At 35.4% G+C, this 20,711-nt stretch carries 22 protein-coding genes; 15 read left to right on the forward strand and 7 right to left on the reverse strand.

The window, feature by feature from the left end:
- Positions 1-6: 6 nt before the first annotated feature.
- Entirely contained in the window at positions 7-510 is a 504-nt protein-coding gene (locus BCL90_RS23770) for a shikimate kinase (protein ID WP_121287788.1), read from the forward strand.
- 246 nt (positions 511-756) lie between these two features.
- On the opposite strand, the gene crtD is transcribed toward BCL90_RS23770, so the two are convergent.
- On the reverse strand, positions 757-2,244 hold the full coding sequence (gene crtD, locus BCL90_RS23775) for a 1-hydroxycarotenoid 3,4-desaturase CrtD (RefSeq protein ID WP_121287789.1): 1,488 nt from the start codon (positions 2,242-2,244) through the stop codon (positions 757-759).
- A 39-nt stretch (positions 2,245-2,283) separates the two neighbouring features.
- Here crtD and BCL90_RS23780 point away from each other — a divergent pair, with 39 nt between their 5' ends.
- Complete coding sequence (locus BCL90_RS23780) at positions 2,284-2,619, forward strand: virulence RhuM family protein (protein ID WP_121287790.1); 336 nt, start codon at positions 2,284-2,286, stop codon at positions 2,617-2,619.
- A gap of 325 nt (positions 2,620-2,944) precedes the next feature.
- Here BCL90_RS23780 and BCL90_RS25845 read toward each other — a convergent pair whose 3' ends face one another.
- Positions 2,945-3,211 carry a hypothetical protein gene (locus tag BCL90_RS25845; RefSeq protein WP_134380754.1) on the reverse strand — a complete coding sequence of 89 codons (267 nt, stop codon included), beginning with the start codon at positions 3,209-3,211 and terminating at the stop codon, positions 2,945-2,947.
- A 306-nt stretch (positions 3,212-3,517) separates the two neighbouring features.
- Here BCL90_RS25845 and BCL90_RS23785 point away from each other — a divergent pair, with 306 nt between their 5' ends.
- From BCL90_RS23785 to BCL90_RS23800, 4 genes are all read left to right on the forward strand, one after another.
- The gene (locus BCL90_RS23785) at positions 3,518-4,579 is read left to right on the forward strand and encodes a serine hydrolase domain-containing protein (RefSeq protein WP_166792262.1); all 1,062 of its coding nucleotides are present in this window, start codon (positions 3,518-3,520) and stop codon (positions 4,577-4,579) included.
- Positions 4,580-4,880: 301 nt separating this feature from the next.
- Positions 4,881-4,991, forward strand: a complete 111-nt coding sequence (locus BCL90_RS23790) for a hypothetical protein (protein WP_025145553.1) — start codon at positions 4,881-4,883, stop codon at positions 4,989-4,991.
- A 172-nt stretch (positions 4,992-5,163) separates the two neighbouring features.
- Positions 5,164-6,573, forward strand: a complete 1,410-nt coding sequence (gene rlmD / locus BCL90_RS23795) for a 23S rRNA (uracil(1939)-C(5))-methyltransferase RlmD (RefSeq protein WP_121287792.1) — start codon at positions 5,164-5,166, stop codon at positions 6,571-6,573.
- Positions 6,574-6,673: 100 nt separating this feature from the next.
- Positions 6,674-7,087 carry a hypothetical protein gene (locus BCL90_RS23800; RefSeq protein ID WP_121287793.1) on the forward strand — a complete coding sequence of 138 codons (414 nt, stop codon included), beginning with the start codon at positions 6,674-6,676 and terminating at the stop codon, positions 7,085-7,087.
- A 14-nt stretch (positions 7,088-7,101) separates the two neighbouring features.
- On the opposite strand, the gene BCL90_RS23805 is transcribed toward BCL90_RS23800, so the two are convergent.
- The 3 genes from BCL90_RS23805 to BCL90_RS23815 form a co-directional block, all read right to left on the reverse strand.
- Positions 7,102-8,778, reverse strand: a complete 1,677-nt coding sequence (locus BCL90_RS23805) for a serine hydrolase domain-containing protein (protein WP_166792263.1) — start codon at positions 8,776-8,778, stop codon at positions 7,102-7,104.
- Between the two features lie 121 nt (positions 8,779-8,899).
- Positions 8,900-9,604 (reverse strand): head GIN domain-containing protein, encoded by a 705-nt coding sequence (locus BCL90_RS23810; protein ID WP_121287795.1) that lies wholly within the window; start codon positions 9,602-9,604, stop codon positions 8,900-8,902.
- 175 nt (positions 9,605-9,779) lie between these two features.
- The gene (locus tag BCL90_RS23815; protein ID WP_166792264.1) at positions 9,780-11,084 is read right to left on the reverse strand and encodes a serine hydrolase; all 1,305 of its coding nucleotides are present in this window, start codon (positions 11,082-11,084) and stop codon (positions 9,780-9,782) included.
- A gap of 222 nt (positions 11,085-11,306) precedes the next feature.
- Between BCL90_RS23815 and BCL90_RS23820 the strand changes: the two genes are divergently transcribed.
- Complete coding sequence (locus BCL90_RS23820) at positions 11,307-11,813, forward strand: phosphoribosyltransferase family protein (RefSeq protein ID WP_090502125.1); 507 nt, start codon at positions 11,307-11,309, stop codon at positions 11,811-11,813.
- A gap of 253 nt (positions 11,814-12,066) precedes the next feature.
- On the opposite strand, the gene BCL90_RS23825 is transcribed toward BCL90_RS23820, so the two are convergent.
- Positions 12,067-12,612, reverse strand: a complete 546-nt coding sequence (locus BCL90_RS23825; RefSeq protein ID WP_121287797.1) for an REP-associated tyrosine transposase — start codon at positions 12,610-12,612, stop codon at positions 12,067-12,069.
- A gap of 371 nt (positions 12,613-12,983) precedes the next feature.
- On the opposite strand from BCL90_RS23825, the gene BCL90_RS23830 reads away from it, so the two are divergent.
- The 8 genes from BCL90_RS23830 (at position 12,984) to BCL90_RS23865 (ending at position 19,470) form a co-directional block, all read left to right on the forward strand.
- Positions 12,984-13,607, forward strand: a complete 624-nt coding sequence (locus BCL90_RS23830; RefSeq protein WP_121287798.1) for a 1-acyl-sn-glycerol-3-phosphate acyltransferase — start codon at positions 12,984-12,986, stop codon at positions 13,605-13,607.
- On the forward strand, positions 13,604-14,701 hold the full coding sequence (locus tag BCL90_RS23835) for a glycosyltransferase (RefSeq protein ID WP_121287799.1): 1,098 nt from the start codon (positions 13,604-13,606) through the stop codon (positions 14,699-14,701). The genes BCL90_RS23830 and BCL90_RS23835 overlap by 4 nt, the downstream gene beginning before the upstream one ends.
- On the forward strand, positions 14,671-15,345 hold the full coding sequence (locus BCL90_RS23840; RefSeq protein WP_121287800.1) for a carotenoid biosynthesis protein: 675 nt from the start codon (positions 14,671-14,673) through the stop codon (positions 15,343-15,345). Before BCL90_RS23835 ends, BCL90_RS23840 begins: the two co-directional genes overlap by 31 nt.
- Positions 15,346-15,357: 12 nt before the next feature.
- Positions 15,358-16,206, forward strand: coding sequence for a 4-hydroxy-3-methylbut-2-enyl diphosphate reductase (locus BCL90_RS23845; protein WP_121287801.1), 849 nt, complete (start codon positions 15,358-15,360; stop codon positions 16,204-16,206).
- Positions 16,207-16,243: 37 nt separating this feature from the next.
- Positions 16,244-16,786, forward strand: coding sequence for an isochorismatase family protein (locus BCL90_RS23850; protein WP_121287802.1), 543 nt, complete (start codon positions 16,244-16,246; stop codon positions 16,784-16,786).
- 49 nt (positions 16,787-16,835) lie between these two features.
- Positions 16,836-17,510 (forward strand): fatty acid desaturase, encoded by a 675-nt coding sequence (locus tag BCL90_RS23855; protein WP_244095134.1) that lies wholly within the window; start codon positions 16,836-16,838, stop codon positions 17,508-17,510.
- Between the two features lie 428 nt (positions 17,511-17,938).
- On the forward strand, positions 17,939-18,949 hold the full coding sequence (gene hemH / locus BCL90_RS23860) for a ferrochelatase (RefSeq protein WP_121287804.1): 1,011 nt from the start codon (positions 17,939-17,941) through the stop codon (positions 18,947-18,949).
- A gap of 14 nt (positions 18,950-18,963) precedes the next feature.
- On the forward strand, positions 18,964-19,470 hold the full coding sequence (locus BCL90_RS23865) for a gluconokinase (protein ID WP_121287805.1): 507 nt from the start codon (positions 18,964-18,966) through the stop codon (positions 19,468-19,470).
- Here BCL90_RS23865 and BCL90_RS23870 read toward each other — a convergent pair.
- A complete protein-coding gene (locus BCL90_RS23870) occupies positions 19,448-20,680 on the reverse strand; it encodes a 3-deoxy-D-manno-octulosonic acid transferase (RefSeq protein ID WP_121287806.1) in 1,233 nt (410 codons plus the stop codon). The two genes, BCL90_RS23865 and BCL90_RS23870, sit on opposite strands and share 23 nt — an antisense overlap.
- Between the last annotated feature and the right edge of the window lie 31 nt (positions 20,681-20,711).

A 20,711-nucleotide genomic window follows, 5' to 3' on the forward strand; every position in this document is an offset into this window, starting at 1 on the left:
CTTCAGATGAAAATTTTCCTTATCGGATATATGGGCTGCGGCAAAAGCACCAAAGCGAAACAATTGGCACACCGTTTAGATTGCCCGGTAATAGATCTTGATGCTGAAATTGTTTCAAAAACAGGTAAAAGTATCGCCGAATATTTTGCAGAATTTGGAGAAGGCGGTTTTAGGGATTACGAAAGTGAAATGCTTAAAACATACGATTATCCCGAAACCTGTGTGGTGGCTACGGGAGGCGGATTGCCTTGTTTCTTCGATAATATGGAATGGATGAACGCCAATGGCGAAACGGTTTACCTGCAAATGGATCCTGCTGCTTTGGTTTCACGTTTACATAACCGCCAAAAGCGTCCGTTGATTAAAGATTTAGATGATGAACAACTCTTGGTATTCATTAAAGAAAAACTTCAGGAGCGCGATCCTTTTTATACAAAAGCGAAGATAATTGTAGATGCATTTGATCTTGATGGAGAGAAGTTAGAGGAAGCACTTAAGGGAAATAGTTAGTCGGCAGTCCAGAGTATTTAGTCGGTTGGCGCTCGCTGAGTTTGGTGTTTGGAGTCAATTCACCGATTAAAACAATTCACCATAGAATAGTCAGAAGTATGAAGTTCATAGCCAATAAACGGTTTGCCTATAGTTTGACCATTAAGAAGTTAAGAAAAATTAAGGTCTAAGGATGCTTCAAGTATGACTATTGAACTAATAGCTATCAACCATGAACCAACAAACTATTGACCAATCAACCAATGACTAATGAACAACTGAACTAATATCATCATCAATTATCTTCGCCGATAACAATGCCAAAGGAATTCCTCCGCCCGGATGTACACTTCCTCCACAGAAATATAAATTTTTAACCTTAGAACTGAAGTTGGGATGTCGTAAAAAAGCAGAAAACTGATTATTGGAGCTGTTGCCATACAAAGAACCCTGATACGATCCCGTTTTGCTTTCAATACTCCGGGGATCCAGGATCTGTTCGCAAATGATATCCTTCTCAATATTCCTGTTCAGGATACGGCTGATTTTTTTGATAATATTTGTCCTTGACTCCTTAATCAATTGATCCCAATTTTGTCCCGTATTAGCAGGTACATTAATCATCACAAACCAATTTTCAGCATTTGCAGGCGCATCGCCTCTGAGGTGTTTAGCACTGATATTTACGTAAACAGTAGGGTCATTGCAGATGGTTTTTTCTTTCCAGATGGCATTAAATTCATTTTGGTAGTCTTCAGTAAAGAAAATATTATGTAAGCCTAAATCGCTGTAGTTCCCATCCATACCCCAGTAAAAAATCAATGCTGAACTGCTGCGTTCCTGGGTTAATAATTTTTTAGGTTCAGCTATGCCTTTAAGTAAATTTTTGTAAGTAAACCAGATATCAAGATTAGAGATCACTACCTCTGCTTTGTAGGTTTTATCGTTAACTTTTACCCCGTTTATTTTAGGTTTGTTTTCATTGGTGTATAATATTTCTTCGACTTTTTGGCTGTAATGAAACCGGATGCCCAGTTCTTCAGCCAGTTTAATCAAAGCCTTAACAATACCATACATGCCATCTTTTGGAATAAAAGCGCCAAAATGATACTCAAAATGTGGAATTACATTCAATGTAGCCGGCGCCTGGTATGGATTTGAGCCATTATAGGTAGCATAACGGTTAAAAAGCTGCGTGATCCGCTCATCTTTAAAAAATGATTGATTAGCGCTGGCCTGTGTTCTAAAGGCATCAATCTGGCCAAAACGGAATATTGATTTTAAAGTATCCCAATGCAGGTAGCTTTTAAGTTTATGCAAACTCCTTTCTAAAAATACACGATGAGTAACCTCGTAGATTGTCTCGCTCTTTTTAAAAAAATGCTCGACTTCTGCTGCGGTCGAATTGGTTTTTTCTTCTATATCCCTTGCAAATTTATCAAGATCGGAGGTGGCGTTTAACCTTAAACCATCTTCGTAAAAGTAACGGCAAACTTCTTTTAGTTTAATGTACTTAAAATAATCTTCAGGATTTTTTCCAGCAAGTTTAAAAAGCTCATCCACATATTGCGGCATAGTAAAAAGACTTGGGCCGGCATCAAACCTGAAACCATTCATTTTTATTTCCCCTAGTTTACCTCCGGGTTTCGAATTGGCTTCAAAAACTTCAACATCATACCCCTTTATAGAGAGGTGAATGGCAGATGCAATTCCCGCAATTCCGGCACCGATAACTATGGCTTTTGGTTTAGGCATAATGCGAAAATAGAATAAATATTTTACTAACTTAAGGCAATGACTAAGGATGAAATTATAATTTATAAAAATGAAGAGGGACTGCCTATTATAGAGGTGGCAATTAAGAATGAAACTCTTTGGTTAACCCAGAAACAGATTGCTGATATTTTTGGCACTCAGGTTCCGGCGATTAATAAACACATCAAGAATATATATCAAGATAAAGAGTTGGATAAAACAACTATTTCCAAAATGGAAATAGTTCGCATTGAAGGCGTAAGACAGGTGAAAAGAACTGTTGATATTTATAGTCTTGATATGGTATTATCAATAGGTTATAGGGTAAATTCAATTAAAGCAACGCAATTCAGGATATGGGCCAACCAGATTTAAAAAGATTATCTACTAAATGGGTATGCCTTAAATTATAAAAAATTACAAGAACAAACATTAATTTGATCAACTATAAAAATTAACCTACTTCAATTCGGCTAAATACACTTTTGTTTGTTTTTCGATCTCGGTGGTCGCAGATTTAATGGCAGAACTTACTTTTGTGGTTCCTGCACTGGCATTTTATTGATTGTTGCCAGTGCTTCAATATACCATTTGCACCAAAGCATTGCTTTTGAATCTTTTTATCAATTTAAACAGGTATGTGTGCAAATATAATATTATGTGTTGCATTGCATACATGATGATCCGAAGTTTAGAGCTATTACTTAAAGAAGCTTTGGAGCGTAGCATGATCAAAATACCGCCAACCAAATGTGCAACGGTAACAACGTGAATCGCTACACTGATTCCGTACGCCCGAAAAACCAAATACGTTGTTTGGTGTAATCATATTCTGGACTGCGGATGTGTCGCTAATGAAAGAAACACCTTTTCCAAAAATGATCAGGCCAAGTACAATCCGAAGATAATCCAGCCATTTTGAGTGATGAACATCTGCCCAATGTTCAATTTTACGAATAACGTTCATAATGAACCTCCATTTTTATGTGAATGATATATCAAGTTTCGGATTTGTATTGTCAAATAATGCGCTGAAAATCAAAGTATAGCATGCTAAACAAAAAGTGATTTTTTTGAGATTGCTAGATGTTAACGAGATCATATGTGATTTTCCGTTTCAGAAAAACCGTCCGTTTTGTTTAATATGAGAACGTCCCCATTGAACTCATTATATTAATCAATATAAGTAAGTTCAACTTACTTATTTCTCTTAAATAGCTGTAACACAATGCGAAGCAAATGCGTCTTACTAAAAAACTTAATGATGAAGAGTATGTTTATTGCACTTTTGTTGTCAACTACAGGTCTTTTTGCAACTGCACAATCTTCTACTGTTAGCTCTTTTATAGAAAGTTATATCCACCAGCATAGCTTCAGCGGTACTGTGCTTATCCAAAAAGATTCAGAGGTACTGTACCATGCCAGCTTTGGACTTGCAAATCGAGAATTTAAAATTCCATTTAATGATGATACAAAATACAAGATTTGTTCAATAACTAAATCCTTCACTGCTACTTTAATACTACAACTTTATGAGCAAGGTAAGATTGACTTGAATGCGAAAATTTCTGCTTATTTGCCAGACTATGCTGGAGAAGGTGCAACGCGTGTATCAATTCATCAATTATTGAATCATACTTCGGGACTTGCTAATACAGATACTGTTAAAAGCCTGGAAAATGCTTTAAAGTATGGTATTGGATTCTATAACAAGCCATATACATCTGATCAATTAGTGAAAAATTTTTGTTCTAACCAGTTGGTTAATGAGCCTGGTAAGAAATTTGATTATAATAATGGCGATTACATTATTCTAGGTAAAATTTTAGAAAGAATATATCATAAGTCGTATGAAAAAATTTTAACGGATCAAATATTAACCCCGTTACATATGTACCATTCTGGATTACTTTCTCAAGATAAAATTGTTGACAGTCTCTCCAATACTTATTTTTTAAGGACTGACCTTAATCAAATAGTTCCAGATCTTCCAATGTATAATCAGGACTGGTATGCGGCTGGGGCAATGTATTCAAATACCAAAGACCTGCTAAAATTTTTCAATGCGCTATTTGATTTAAAACTTATTAAAAAGGAAACTTTAGCGCTAATGCTCAAGCCCGGTTTAGATAATTACGGTTATAGTGTGTGGATCAGGGATTATAAGGGAGCCAATATAAAATATAAGCGAATAGAGCGATATGGTAGTATTTTAGGGGCAAATGCAGTTGTATTTCGTTACTTGAATGAGAACGTTACCGTAATTGTTTTAAGCAATACTAATCTAACAGATTTAGGTGACTTTGCTTTACAGATAGGAAGAAGCATTTTTTAACTTGGAAGATAGTACCTTGTTTAACTTAAGAGCGGAAAATTCTTGATAAAGAATATCAACTATTCACCTAAAATCTCACATAAAGAGCATAACCTTTTTTGTTAAGCCGTGACAGGGATTAACTTTAAGCTTTTAAGCATATTTTGCATGAGTGGAGGTGTAATGATTTGAACATAAATTAGTTATGACTTAACTTTGCAGTTTTAACCATTTGATGTAAAATTAACATAAAATTAATTTATACCGTTTTGGTTTTTGGTATGAATTTGGTATTATTGCTTAAATAGATAGGTTTTTTATCATGAGCAAAGAAATATTAGAGTTTTCTGTACAGGTAGATGAAAAATTTGACCTAAAATTTAACTGGTTAGATGGCTTTTGGGGAGCTGCATTTAAATTTTTTGGAAAATAATTTTTAAATCGGTGGTTTAATTGACTGGTATTTCTTGCCTGCCTGGAACTTTAGTGCCTAATTTTTCTTGTTTCCTTGATTTTATTCACATTTCGCGTAAATTATTTGTATTCATTCTGACCTTAGCTTTCTACTTTAGTCTTTCAGCCTTTTGCCTTATCTTTGCAAAATAATGAGTAGAAGAAAACCCGGTACGGTAACAGTAGTTCCAAACGTACATATAATTGATATCGCTGAAGAAGGAAAAGGTGTTGGCAAGGCCGAAGAATTGGTCATTTTTGTTGACAAAGCTGTTCCTGGCGATGTGGTAGATGTGCGGTTGACCAAAAAGAAAAAGAATTTTGCAGAAGCAATCATCGAGCAACTGCACAAAAAATCGGAACTTCGTACAGATCCTTTTTGTCCTCATTTTGGAACCTGTGGTGGTTGCAAATGGCAACACATGGGTTACGATGCGCAATTGAAGTTTAAGCAGAAAAATGTTGAGGCTGCTTTACAACGCTTAGGTAAAATAGATACCTCAGGAACTGAACCTATTCTTGGTTCAGCAAAAAACAGGTATTACCGTAATAAACTCGAGTTTACTTTTTCGAATAAACGTTGGTTAGAAAAAACCGATATGGAACGAGAAGAGGATTTTGATATGAATGCACTCGGTTTTCACGTACCCTTGCGTTTTGATAAAATTTTAGACATCGAACACTGTTACCTGCAGGATGAGCCTTCTAATTCGATCAGGAATTCGGTGCGTAAATATGCTTCTGATCATGGTTTGTCTTTTTACGATCTACGTAACCATGAAGGCGCTTTACGTAACCTGATTATCCGCACTTCTACTACCGGAGAGGTAATGGTAGCGGTCGTTTTCGCTTATCCGGAGCAAGAGCAGGTTGATGGTTTGATGGGTTTTCTTCAAAATGAATTTCCACAGATTACTTCTTTGCTATATATCGTTAACCAAAAGAAAAACGATACCATTTTTGATCAGGATGTGGTGGTTTTCTATGGTCGCGATCATATTTTCGAAGAAATGGACGGCATCCGTTTTAAAATTGGGGTGAAATCTTTTTACCAGACCAATTCTGAGCAAGCTTTTGAATTATATAAAATCACCAGGGATTTCGCCAGTTTTAAAGGTGATGAACTTGTTTATGATTTATATACTGGTGCAGGTACCATCGCGAATTTTATTGCAAAAAACGTGAAGCAGGTAGTAGGCGTAGAATATGTGCCAACCGCAATTGAAGATGCAAAGTTTAACTCCGAATTAAACGGGATCGATAATACAATCTTCTATGCTGGCGATATGAAAGATATCCTGACTTCAGAATTTATATTGGCACATGGTAAACCAGATGTGGTTATTACCGATCCTCCACGTGCCGGGATGCATGCAGATGTAGTACAAAGGTTGCTGGAAATGGAATCTGAAAAAATTGTTTATGTAAGCTGTAATGCGGCCACGCAAGCAAGAGATTTAGAGTTACTGAAAGAGAAATACGATGTGGTGCGCATTAAACCTGTAGATATGTTTCCGCATACGCAGCACGTAGAAAATGTAGTATTGTTAAGGTTAAAGTAATAGAATTGATTGAATGAGTAAAGGATTGAGTGAGAGAATGGGGCAATTGGGCTTTAACATTCAACAATTCACTCAATCAAAATTCAATTAGTAGTTAGGTATGGATAGAGAAGAATTATTAGGCGCAACGCCCGAGGAGAACGGAGCACCACAAAAGAAGCAGGAAAGTCCGCTGGTAAGCTTAGAAAAAGACCTGGAGTTTTATGCTGATGCGATTAAAGAAGTAGCCATCGAAATTATGGTTGAAGGCATTTCAGCCCACCCTATTTTTATTGCGCACCAACATGAGGTGAACATTGGCGAACTTATCTTAAACAAAGAAGAACTTAATACCGATTGGACGATACAAGCTTCTACTTTAGAAGAGTTTGTAGAAAAAGGAATCATCAGTAAGGAGAAAAAAGAACCCTTCTTAAAAGTGTATAAAAAACCGGAAGATTTTATGTGCGTATTCGTAATTGTTCCTGAAGGTGCCAACTTTATTTATTATCCCTATAAGAAGGGAAGAGGATAAAAAATACTAATATTTTAGTTGCTCACTTTACTGAACTGTAAATTTTTTACCCTGACGTGATTTAGTGTAAAACCTGTAATTTTATCATTTGCGTATTTAAATGTGATGTCAGTTGTTCCTGCTTCCCAGACTCTATACTTGTTTTTTTGGAGTAATACCAGGTTTAATCTGCCATTTGGCATAACCAATTGAAAATCGTTATTTTTTTGAATGATTTTGTAATATGAGTTAATTTCATTGTTATAGAAACTCATTTCACTGTTATTAAATGGGGTTGTTTCGGTGGTTGTTATTCGTGCTGCTCTAGTCGTTTTTCCATTTTGTATAATCTCTAATCTATTCATCTTGCCACCGATAGCTTTCTTAAATTGAAATGTAATATCGATAGTTTTATCAATATAATATAGCGAATCATTTAAGGGTATGATTGGATAATTAATTTCATTCCAGCCCTGTAAAATGGTCAATTTTCTGCTGTTGCCAGATACATAGAAAAGCTTGGTACTGTCATTTTCAAGTTTATAATGGCCTGTATAGCTTAGCGTATCTTGGTTTTTCTTGGGATATGGTGTTTCCGCATTATTTTTAGCTATGTCTTCTAACTTATCATTTCCTGGATAGATTTCTCCCAAAATTTTATCTGAAATATCATCAGGGCCAAAATTGTTTTCAGGACTAATAGTATCATTGTTAGTGAAAACAACAATGCCTAAATCTTCATCTGGAAAGTAACGCATGGAAGAGTGATATCCGTATAAATCTCCGCCATGAGCTATTAATCTTTTATTTTTATTAGTTGTTACAAACAATCCGCCAGCGTAAACAGTAGATTTACCATCGTTTGTTTTACCAATCTTAAGCATATTTTTCCAAACGCTATCTCCAAGGATGCTGTGCAGTTTCATCTCTGCAAACCACTTATCCCAGTCGCTGATTTTACTATAAACATTTCCTTGGCCTATGGTTTTTGTGTGGAGTATATTTTCAACAAAATTTTTATTTTCTAATACATAGCCATTAGCTTTTCCCAGAACTTGATGCGTTCTCGAAAAAGTAGTGTTATTCATCTTTAATGGTTTGAAAATGTACTTATCGGCATATTGAACTAAATCCATGCCTGATACTTTTTTAACCATTAAGGAAAGTAAAAAATAACCTGAATTACTATAGCTAAATTGATCGCCTGGAATAAAGTTTAATGAATGTTGACTGGCTATTATTTGATAAGCATTCTCGTCATCAATTAAAGTGTTTTCATCAAAATTTACCAACCAGATTAGTGTATCGTAATCTCTCAACCCACTTTGATGATGTATTAAGTGGTCTATAGAAATGCTATCAGCATATTTTGGTAAATCTTTGAAATATTTTGAAATTTTGTCGCTGGTTTTTAGTTTGCCCTGTGCCTGAAGAAGATAAATGCAGGCAGCAGTAAATTTTTTACCATCAGACGCAATATTAAAAGATGTTTCAGCTGTATTTTTTCTATTGGTTTTTAAATCAGCCAAGCCAAAACCTTTCTTGTATATAAACTGACCATTTTTTACAACCCCAACTGCAAAACCAGGTTCGTTGGGTTTTATGATACCAGACAATACACGGTCAATTCTTTTTGATAATGGGGTTTGCCCATAACACAGGGTGCTTAATAAGAGAGTGTTAAAGAGAATAATTGAGATTTTGCTTTTCATACGGTTAAATGTATGATTATAGACGATAGGAAATGCTAAAGGGTTGCATTCCGCTAATTTTAAATAAAAAACGCCGCTTTGCATCCACAAAGCAGCGATTATTATTAACTAAACTAAACTTTTAATTTACATGGTGTACATCTCCACTTTTTGAGCTTGATGTTTTTTTAAGTGAAGCGTTTCCTTTATAACTCACGTCTCCACCGCCACTCGCACTGGCCTCCAAGCCTTTATTTACATAAAGACTTACATCAGAACCACCAGAAGCCTGCACCTTTGCATAATCTGTAATCAATTCATAAGCGTCGATATCACTCCCTCCACTTGATTGTATGGTCATATTTTCTGCTTTGCCTTTTAAATCGATATCACTACCGCCGCTTGACTGGATGGATAAGTCGTTACAAACCACCGTTAATTTTAAGTCTGACCCACCAGATGAGCGAATAGCAAGTTTATCGGTTTTGATCTGATTTTGTGTAAAAACATCCGATCCGCCTGATGCTGCAATAGCATTTAGGCTTTTGAAACTTACATAAGCTTTAATGGTACGGTTTTTAAACATACCGCTCCAGTTGATGCCGTCTTTAAATTTTATGATAACATTACTGCCGCTTTGCTCAACAATAATATCTTTTAATGTTTCCGAATCTGATTTTATGCTCACACTCTCACTGCCACCTTGGGTTAGGTACAAGTCGATTCCACTGCTTACGCCAATACTATTGAAATTTTTAACCGTGAAATTTTTAGTTTCCTGTGCCTTAGCGATGTAGCTGGTTAACACTATAAATAAAATGGCGGATGATTTGATAAGGATTTTCATAGTCGTTTTGTTAAATGATTCTGAAGCTTCATTACGCAATATTGTGCAATAAGGACTTCGTTTTTGTGTTTTGGTTATAGGTATTAGACGCATCTCTGATGAAAACGTTGCAAGCAGTCGAAATTATTTTTCAAATAGTTGAAAAACCTGAATGGTCTTCTTATGAACTTTAAAACTATTTATCCATTTTAGTGCATTTTAGAATATTATCTCCGTCTTTAATTAAAAGGGTATCAACAATACCTTTTTCATTTTTTGTAAAAATTATCTTTGGATCAAAATCCCAAAGAAAAAATATTTCCTGTGTTTGCGGGAACAGATTGAAAGTTGGTAAACCAATGGTTTTTAAGATTAAATTCTTATCCTTTTTATAAATATTTACCACTTCGCCATCTGGCCTCATGTATTTGCCTGTATAGGTATTTAATATATCATCGCTTATATTAAAAACTTTATGGATGTCATTTAGTGGCGTACTTTTGAGGGCTTTATGTATAATTTCTGTTCCTTCAGGCCAAAAAGACCTGACAATGTTATTGCAAATGATTTGTCCATTGTCTCCATTGGTTAATACAATTATGCCACGTTTTGATTTTGGAAGCAATACGATAATCGCCGCTACGCCTGCATCATTACCTCCATGTTCCATTGCATATTCATGATTGGGTAAATCTTTAATTAGTCGCCAACCTAGTCCCTGCATTAAATTCTGATTAATTTTAGCCTGTCCTTTAATTATTTTATTAAATAATTGCTTAGAAATATGGAGACCATTTAAAGTTTCAATGCCAAATTTACTAAGGTCAATAACTGTTGTAATCAGATCATCTGCAGCACTTGGTTCGGAAGCATAATTACTTTTGGTGTATTCTTTTCCATTTGCATCGTACCACCTGCTAAATCTTTTTAAATCTTGCTTACCATCCCATTCATGTTTGGTGTCGATCATACCGAATGGTTTAAATAAAATCGAGTCTGAAAGTTGAACTAAAGATTTATGAAATTTATGCTCTATGGCTTTTTTGAGATACTCCATTCCTTCTCCCGAATAATTAAATTTGGTTCCTGGCGCAAATTCAAATTGAAGTTTCCCTGATGCATTCATCCATCTCCAATTGCTAAATCCTGATTGATGACTTAAGATATGGCGGGTTGTTAGTTTTTTTGATAATGAATCGGATGCAATATCAGGATCGGTATAGTAATGATATAGTGGTTCATCTAATTGCCAATCGCCATTATCAATTAGTTTTAGTACAAGCGTTGAAAATACCACTTTAGTTACCGATGCTACATTGAAAAGTGTATTGACTGGTTTTAGAGATCCAGTAGAATCCTTGCCATATACTTTTGCATGTATTAACTTTCCATCTTGTATTATGCCAAGGCCTACATTTGGGACATTTAAATCTTTTTGCCAGGCAGCTAATTGATCTTCCAAAAGTTTGATTTTTTCTTCAGATCGATTGTGTTTGAGCATTTTACTACGACTATTATTCTGAGCGTAATTGATAGTCGGACTTAATAGAAATAAAAAAAGATAAAAAATTATTTTGTTCGAATGTTTCATTTTCCCTGCGTGTTCTATTGGATTATCAGACGGTGAGGAGGAGAAAACGTTGCAAGCAGTCGAAATTATTTTTCAAATAGTTTGAATTTCACCCTTAAAATCGTTCTTTTTGTATTCAATCCTTTTTATACAATGGCATCGCAATTACTTATTCTTAACAAGAAACAGATTCAGCAGAAAATAGACCGTATCGCTTATCAGATTTTGGAAGATAACCTGAATGAGAAAGAAATTGTATTGGCGGGTATCTGGGACCGCGGCTACAAATTGGCATTGAGATTGGAAAAGGTACTAAAAAAAATCTCTGGCTTTAAATTAACCTTACTACGCATTGATTTGCAAAAGGAGAGCAGCAAATTGGTTGCCTCAACCGATCTCGATGAAAGCCATTGGAAAAATAAAGTAATCATTATCGTAGATGATGTATTGAACAGCGGTAAAACACTAGCTTATGGTTTAGGCGTTTTCTTAAATACGCCACATAAAAAAATCCGAACCGTAGTTTTAGTTGATCGAAGTCACAAAATTTTCCCTATTGCTACCGATTTTGTTGGTCTGGAACTGGCTACCATTTTAAAAGAACATGTAGATGTGGTGATGGATGTAGAAGGTGAAGAAGATCGGGTTTATTTGAGCTAGGGTGGATGTAAGATGGAAGAGGTGATGGTGGGGGATGGAACGTAATAGTTTATATTGTCCTCGTTTGTAACGAGGATGTATGAGAACAGCGATTGTATCGCTGATTAAACGTTGTTAATAATTTGCATCACATTACAAATGTGGATCTCGCTGATCCTCGTTACAAACGAGGACCATGATTTATCTTTAAATCAAACTTGACTTTTATCAACTTAATGTCGCCGTTGTTACAAATGAGGAAGATGATTATCTTTTAAATCAGCTCAATTTTTAGCAGTCCTCCAATTCCCGCATAATCTCTTGCGCTGCTATAAATATAATGCTCTGGAATTTCTATAATAGCAGCTTTAACAGGGTTATCATGTATGTATTCTAGTTTTTGATAAGCATCTATTTCTTGTAGATCTATGGGATGGTTATCGTCTTGCCAGATTTTATAATTCTCGGCCCGATTGGTTCTTCTGGCTTCAAAATTAAACTTATCTAAAAGCCAATCTCTTCTACTTTCAGGTATTTCTTTAATTACAGCAATAAGTTTCTTAGATGTGAATTTTTTAAAATCCCTTAAAAAATCCGACATTTTGTGCGGCTCTTCACATCTTCCAATAAAATGAATGTGATTCGTCATCAGAACCCAGCCATTTATTATTAAACCTTTATTCTCGATACAATGAGTTAATGAGTCAATAATAATGTTTTTGTATTCAAATCTAGTAAATAAATCGATCCAGCCAACTACTGTGCAGGTTATAAAATAAGTTTGATTCTGATCAGTAATGATATATCTGCTTCCTCCCATAATGATAAGATATTTAAATACTTAATAAAATTATACCAACGATAATTGGTGTTTGGGAGATTTATGATGAATATAAGTAAATATTTGTTTATACCATAATGCGATTATCGTCCTCGTTTGTAACGAGGATGTATGAGAATAGCGATTTCATCGCTGATTAAAGTGTTGTTTTAAAATTTCGCGCCACATTACAAATGTGGATCTCGCTGATCCTCGTTGCAAACGAGGACCATAATTTCATGGCTGATTAAAGCGTTGTTTTAAGAATTTTGTACTACATTATAAATGTTGATCTAGCCGATCCTCGTTTGTAATGATTGCTATAACTACGAAAATTTGCAATTCACCTCATTTTTTTGCAATTTTCCGAAATGTATCAGCCCAGAAAAAATAATTTGATCTTCAGCTTTTTCTCCTGGTACATTCAGTTTATCATCAAAAAAGATTTTGCAGCATTTCAGTATGATCAAATGGAGGTTAAGCCGGACGCTTCTATGTTGGTTTTAGCCAATCATTTCAGTTGGTGGGATGGTTTCTTCCTCTTTTATATCAACAAAAAAGTATTTAAGAAACAATTTCATGTTTTGGTAAATGCCGAAAACTATAATAAGGTTGGTTTCTTGAAATATCTTGGTGCTTTTGCTGCCGAAAATAAAGGTAAAGATGTTTTAGAAACGCTTAATTATGCAGGCAAACTGTTAGATAATCCTGCAAATCTGGTACTTGTATTCCCCCAGGGCAAATTGTATTCAAATCACTTGAAAAATATCAATTTCGAAAAGGGAGTAATGCAAATGATTAATGCGAGTCAGAAAAAAATCAATATTATTTTTGCCGCTACCTTTATCGATTATTTCGCGAAAAGAAAGCCCTCAGCCTATACTTATCTACAGCATTGGGAAAATGAGGAGTATGTGAGTTTACAATTACTAAAAAGCGCCTACAATAAACATTACGATCAATCGGTTGTTAAACAAAATCAGCTAATTGAATGACAATTTTTATTTACGCCGTTTTAATTTTTCTGGTGATCCGGTTTTCGGTTACTGTTTTCAACTTCCTCTCTAACCCGAAGTTGCCCAGAGTGGTTAAAGACTACCATGATAAGGTTTCGATCTTAATACCTGCGAGAAATGAAGCAGAGAATATTTTGGAATTACTTGTTTCAATAAAAAATCAGGATTATATCAATTATGAGGTTATTGTTTTGGATGATAACAGCAGTGATAGTACTTTCGGTATAGTTGAGGAATTTTGTTTTTCAAATCCGCAATTCAAAGTGTTAAGCGGTAAAGAGCTACCTCAAAACTGGCTTGGAAAAAACTATGCGTGCCATCAGCTTAGCGAGTTGGCTACCGGTAAGTATCTTCTATTTATTGATGCAGATGAATCAATCAAAAGAGGGCTAATCAATAGTCTCATTAGCCGAATGGAAATTGGAAACCTGGCCTTGCTGAGCGTTTTTACAAACCAAACTATAAAATCGATAGGCGAGTGGTTAACTGTGCCCTTAATGCATTTTATCTTGTTAAATTTATTGCCTTTGCGTTTGGTTAAGCTTTCGAAAAATCCCGCATTTGCAGCAGCAAGCGGGCAATGTATGTTCTTTAATGCCAATAATTACAAAGAAAACCATTGGCATGAGCGGGTTAAACACCAGGTTATAGAAGATGTGGAGATTATGAAGCTGGTAAAACAAGAAAAATTTAATGCAGAAGCGCTATTAGCCAACGGACTGATTTATTGCAGGATGTACAAAAATTTAGGCGAAAGCTTAAATGGTTTCAGTAAAAATTTACTGGCAGGTTTTGGTAATAACATCATAATATTATTACTTTACCAGCTTTTGGTAACCATAGGGCCGGTAATTTTAATTTTAAACTTTAATGTTGCTTTACTTGTATTACCATTAACTTTAATAGTGTTAAGTAGAATAATGATCTCCTATTTATCTGGACAGCATGTTTTGATAAATTTGATTTTACATCCCTTGCAGATGTTGTTCTTCTTAATCATATCATTTATTTCTATAAAGAAACATATTTTTAAAAAGAGTACATGGAAGGGCAGAACGATCAAAACGATTTAAAGATTAAGAGGATTGCAGTTGCAATAATTGTCGTTTTTCATGTGGTTGGCTTGTTTGGCTTCTTAATTCCAGCTGCACAGCCTTATTTTATCAAACTGGTTCCCTTTCATCTATTGCTGATGTTTGCCGTAATTGTTTTTTCGTACAATGCAGATGTGAAACGATTGTTGTTGCTGGTTTCGGGTGTATTTCTCTGTGGCTTTTTAGTCGAGGTATTGGGCGTGCACACCGGAAAAATATTTGGAAGCTATTATTATGGCGATACGTTGGGATACAAAGTTGCTGCGGTTCCATTACTCATGGGCGTAAATTGGGTAATCCTTATTTTCAGCATTGGGCAAATGATGAAAAGTATGAAAATCAGGAATAGTATTCTGGCTTCTGTACTCGGCGCTTTTATACTGGTTGGTTTTGATTTCTTTTTGGAACCTGTAGCCATGAAATTTAACTATTGGCAGTGGGACTGGCATGAAATTCCGGTTCAAAATTATGTAGCCTGGTTTATCGTTTCGGTAATTTTATTGAAGTTTTATTATGCTTTAGGTTTAAAACAACAGAAATATATCGGTACAGCCATGTTTGCTTCACAGTTAATCTTTTTTGTTGTCTTATACATGACAACCGGAACAAATATTTTTGCTTAATTTTGTATCACAATGGGTTACAACTTACAGGTCAACATCGATAAATCATCAGGCTTTTGCTTTGGGGTAGTATATGCCATAGAAATGGCCGAAGATATTTTGGATAATGAAGGTTATTTATACTGCCTTGGCGATATCGTTCATAATGATGAAGAAGTGGAGCGTTTAACCAATCGTGGATTAAAAATCATCGATCACGAAGTTTTAAAAAACTTAAGGGATGAAAAGGTTTTGATCAGGGCGCATGGCGAAGCACCTTCAACCTATCAACTGGCTTTAGAAAATAACCTGACTTTAATTGATGCTTCTTGCCCGGTAGTGTTGAAATTGCAGAACAGGATTAAAAATTCCCATGATGACGATGAGCAGGTACTTATTTTTGGGAAACACGGTCACGCTGAAGTAATAGGTCTCCAAGGTCAAACAGATGGTAAAGCCATTGTTTTTCAAGATTTAGCTGAATTAGATAACGTTGAGCTTCCTGCTAAATTTACATTATATAGCCAAACCACTAAAAGCACCGATAAATTCTACCACATTAAAGATGAATTATTAAGCCGCGGTTACGAAGTAAAAGCTAATGATACGATCTGCAGGCAAGTATCTAACCGGTACGAAGAACTCGAAGATTTTGTAGGTCATTACGATAAAATCGTTTTCGTTTCTGGTAAAAAATCATCTAATGGAAAAGTGCTTTATGATGTTTGTAAAAAACACAATGACAATTCTTACTTTATTTCTAACGTAGAAGAATTAGATCAGGCCTGGTTTAATGAAAATGATAAAGTAGGCATCTGTGGAGCCACTTCTACACCGATGTGGTTAATGGAGAAGGTGAAGGCTGCATTAGAAAAATACTAATTATAAGAAGAGCTAATCAATTAATATTTATTATTTAATGAAAGCCTTGTTGATAATAGATATGCAGATTGGTAGTTTTAAACCTTACACTTTGCGTTATGATACTTTAGGTGTAATTGAGAGGATAAATAAATTGGCACATTATTTTAGAATGAATAATTATAAAGTGATTTTTGTCCAACATGATGGTAATAAAGAAAATATATTTTTACCAAATACCTTTGATTGGGAACTCTTGCCAGAATTAGTCACCAGTCCTGCTGATGATATAGTTTCAAAATCAGCTAACGATGCATTTTATAATACAAATTTGCATTATCTTTTAGCTAAAAGTAATATTACAGAATTATTTGTTACTGGCTGTGCGACCGATTTTTGTATCGATGCAACTGTTAAATCGGCCGTTAGTAGAGATTATGAAGTAACTGTTGTAGAAGATGCCCATACAACTGCAGACCGACCACATTTAACTGCTCCTAAAGTAATTGAACATTATAATTGGATGTGGAGTGAAATGACTCCAACAAACTTTAAAATTCAAGTTATAAGAACTAAAGATCTACTTACTTTGTTTGCTTAGGAGTAATATGCCAATTGAACAGGGATTTTTAAATCTACAAAACCATAAATTGAAAGCTATAAACCCATATACCGGAATTTTGGTTGCGTTAACCGTAATTATCTGTTGGTTTGTTTCTCTTTATTTCTTGCTTACATGGGATTTTGCCTGGAACAATTCTTTAGTTTATCTGATGGTTTTCGTTCAGATGCATTTCTACACCGGTTTGTTTATTACCGCTCATGATGCTATGCACGGAACAATATCACCGAACCAAAAGGCCAATAATTTTATTGGCTATCTTTCCGTTTTTCTTTATGCTGGTTTTTTTTATAACCGTTTGTACACAAAACATCACCAGCACCACCGCCATGTACATACTGAAAATGATCCGGATTTTGCGCCACATGGCTTTTGGAAATGGTATTTCAGTTTTATGCTAAATTATGTTACGGTAATTCAATTGGTGATTATGGCCATAGCCTTTAATGTTTTGAAAATCTGGGTTGATGAAAAGAATCTGCTGTTATTTTGGGTATTGCCATCCTTATTAAGCACTTTTCAACTGTTTTATTTCGGAACCTATTTACCTCACAAAGGTGAACACGATAACGAATACCATTCTTCTTCATTGCAGAAAAACCATTTTGTTGCATTTATTACCTGTTACTTTTTTGGTTATCATTTGGAACACCATCAAAAACCAGCTATGCCCTGGTGGCAACTATATAAAACGAAAGGATAATATCATTAGTTGTGGTGTCAAATGTTGCCATCTGATACTAAATTAATCATCTTTTGATTCCCTAATGATCTTTTGTTTATTCTAACTATCAGATGGAAACATCTGACAGCACCATTGATGGTACCCCAAAAACAACACATTTAAATGGGGGCTAAAAACGTTAAAAACCTGCACAAAACCAGGTTCATAAACCTGACTGTACGAAAATCCTTTTTGTGGTATAAACGATTAAAAATACATTAATGACCACAAAAAGATTGTAGGGAAGGCAGGACTACGCTTAAATAGACTTGCTGCATTTGCTTTTCTAATCAATAAGAAACAAATACAATATATTTTGACCGAAAAATGTCGGCCATTACATTTTTAACATAGGTAAAAAACAATAAAAAGGCGATATTTGCGCCACAAAACATATTCTTGTATACATGAGCAAAAAGGGAATTTTACTGGTAAATTTAGGAACGCCTGATAGTCCGGCAACGGCTGACGTTAGAAAATACTTAGACCAATTTTTAATGGACGAAAGGGTAATCGATATTCCGAAGCTGAACAGAACATTATTGGTTAAAGGTATTATTGTTCCCTTCCGTAGTCCTAAAACTGCAAAATTATACAAAGAAATCTGGAACGAGAATGGTTCACCATTGTTGTTTTACAGCAGGTTGCAGGCTAAAATGCTTCAGGAAAGATTAGGTGAGGACTACCATGTCGAGTTGGCTATGCGCTACCAAAGCCCATCAATTGCATCGGCGCTGGCAAACTTAAAAGCAGGTTTGGTAGAAAGTATACAGGTTATACCAATGTTTCCACAATATGCTTCTGCCAGTACCGGTTCGGTAATGCAACTGGTAATGGAATTGGTGAGCAAATGGCAAACCGTACCGCCGATTTCGTTTGTGAATTCATTTCATGATAACGAATTGATGATTAAAGTTTTTGCAGAAAATGCTAAAAAGCATCATGTAGAAAATTATGATCACGTGTTGTTCAGTTTCCACGGATTGCCGGAACGTCAGTTGTTAAAGTGCGATCATACCGGAAGTTACTGTTTGAAAAGTGCCGATTGCTGCCAGACATTAAACGATACCAATAAATTTTGTTATTCTGCACAGGGGCATGATACGGCCAGGTTAATTGCCAAAGAATTAAACCTATCGAGAGATCAATATACCGTTTGTTTCCAATCGCGTTTAGGTAAAGAGCCATGGGTGCAGCCTTACACTACAGATGTATTAAAAAAATTAGCTGGCGAAGGCAAAAAGCGTCTTTTGGTTTTTAGTCCTGCTTTTGTGGCCGATTGCTTAGAAACGCTTTATGAAATCACGGTAGAATACCATGAAGAGTTTAAGGCCTTGGGTGGCGAACATGTTCAGTTGGTAGAAAGTTTAAACGATAGCCCCGTTTTTATTGAGGCACTTGCCGGAATGGTTAAATAGTTTTAAATTTAAAGATGGTGAACTTTATCATTTTAATGGGGGTATCTGGAAGTGGTAAAACGGTTATCGGAAAGGCTTTGGCACCAAGAATAAATGCTGAATTTATAGATGGCGATAATCTGCATTCGCAGCGGAATGTAGATAAAATGGCTTCGGGGATTCCCTTAACAGATGCCGACCGTTTAGATTGGCTACTGCTGATTGCGAAAGTTGGGCGCGAACATCTGGCCCATGGTACGAGTTGCATTATTGCTTGTTCTGCACTCAAGAAATCGTACCGCAATTTGCTGAGAACAGATAATACCAATATCCGGTTTGTTTATTTAAAAGGAAGTTTCGATTTAATTCACGATCGTATTGTTAAACGTTCTCACCAATATATGCCTTCAACCTTATTAAAAAGCCAGTTTGATACATTAGAAGAACCACTGAGTGATGAGCAGGATGTAGTAACGATTTCAATCGATCAAAGTATTCCCGAAATTGTTGAAGAAATTGCTAAGTCCGATCTGATTTTGTAATCATCGAAATAATCTGATCAGTTGCCCCTTTTTTATTTGCAACATATCTTTTAGCCTGGTCTGCAGCATCTTGATTTTCTACGAAACCTTCAAACGCATTAATTAAATCAGTTGTGGAGCTGATGCTTTTCGCTGCACCAATAGCAATGAGATCTTTTGCTTCCTGAAATTTATCATATTTAGGTCCGAAAATTACAGGTAGACAAAATGCTGCGGCTTCTAAAGTATTATGGATACCTGTTCCAAAACCGCCGCCAATGTAAGCCACTTTTCCGTATTGATATAATGAGGAAAGCATACCGATGTTATCTACGATGAGCGTTTGGTGTTCGGTGTTTGGCGTTTGATTAGACGAACTGAATACTGAAAACCGCACACTGTTAACTGAAAACTGCTTCTCTATACTTTTGATATGGCTTTCGTGAATCTCATGTGGGGCAATAATAAACTTCCAGTTAGGGTATTTTTCTGGTAGGACCGATAATATTTTCTCATCTTCCGGCCAGGTACTTCCGCAAACTAAAGTAGGTGAGTTGCCAATAAAGCCTTCGATAAGGGGAAGCGATTTTGGCGATTGTGCACTTTCGTAAACACGGTCGAAACGGGTATCGCCATTAATGGTTACATTATTTAAACCGATTGATTTTAAAAGGTTTTCACTCTCTTTATTTTGTACGAAAAAGTAAGTAACAGATTTTAAAATATTGCGGTAAAAACCGCCATACCATTTAAAAAATGCCTGACCTTCTCTAAAAATCCCGGAAATTACATATAAAGGTATGCCCTGATCTTTTAATTCCTGAAAATAGAAATGCCAAAATTCGTACTTAGTAAAAATCGCCATTTCAGGATTAATGCTTGCTATAAAAAGTTTAGCATTAGTGGCAGTATCAATGGGGAGATAAAATACGTCTGCCAGAGCATAATTTTTCCTGATTTCATATCCCGAGGGAGAAAAAAAAGTAACTATAATTTTTTTCGCAGGATAAAGGGTTTTTATTTTTTCTAAAACGGGTCTGCCTTGTTCAAATTCGCCTAAAGAAGCAAAATGAAACCATATATGTTTTTCGGCAGGATTAATTTTCCGGGCAATTATGGTAAAGATATTTTTGCGCCCATTGATAAAAAGTTTGGCTTTAGGATTAAATAATGAGAATATCCTGATGAGTAAAGTATATGCCCGGATTCCGATGATGTAAAGTAATTTCATATCTTCGTGCCAAGATAAAACGAATATTTTT

Source organism: Pedobacter alluvionis (genome assembly GCF_003664035.1).
Lineage (GTDB): Bacteria > Bacteroidota > Bacteroidia > Sphingobacteriales > Sphingobacteriaceae > Pedobacter > Pedobacter alluvionis.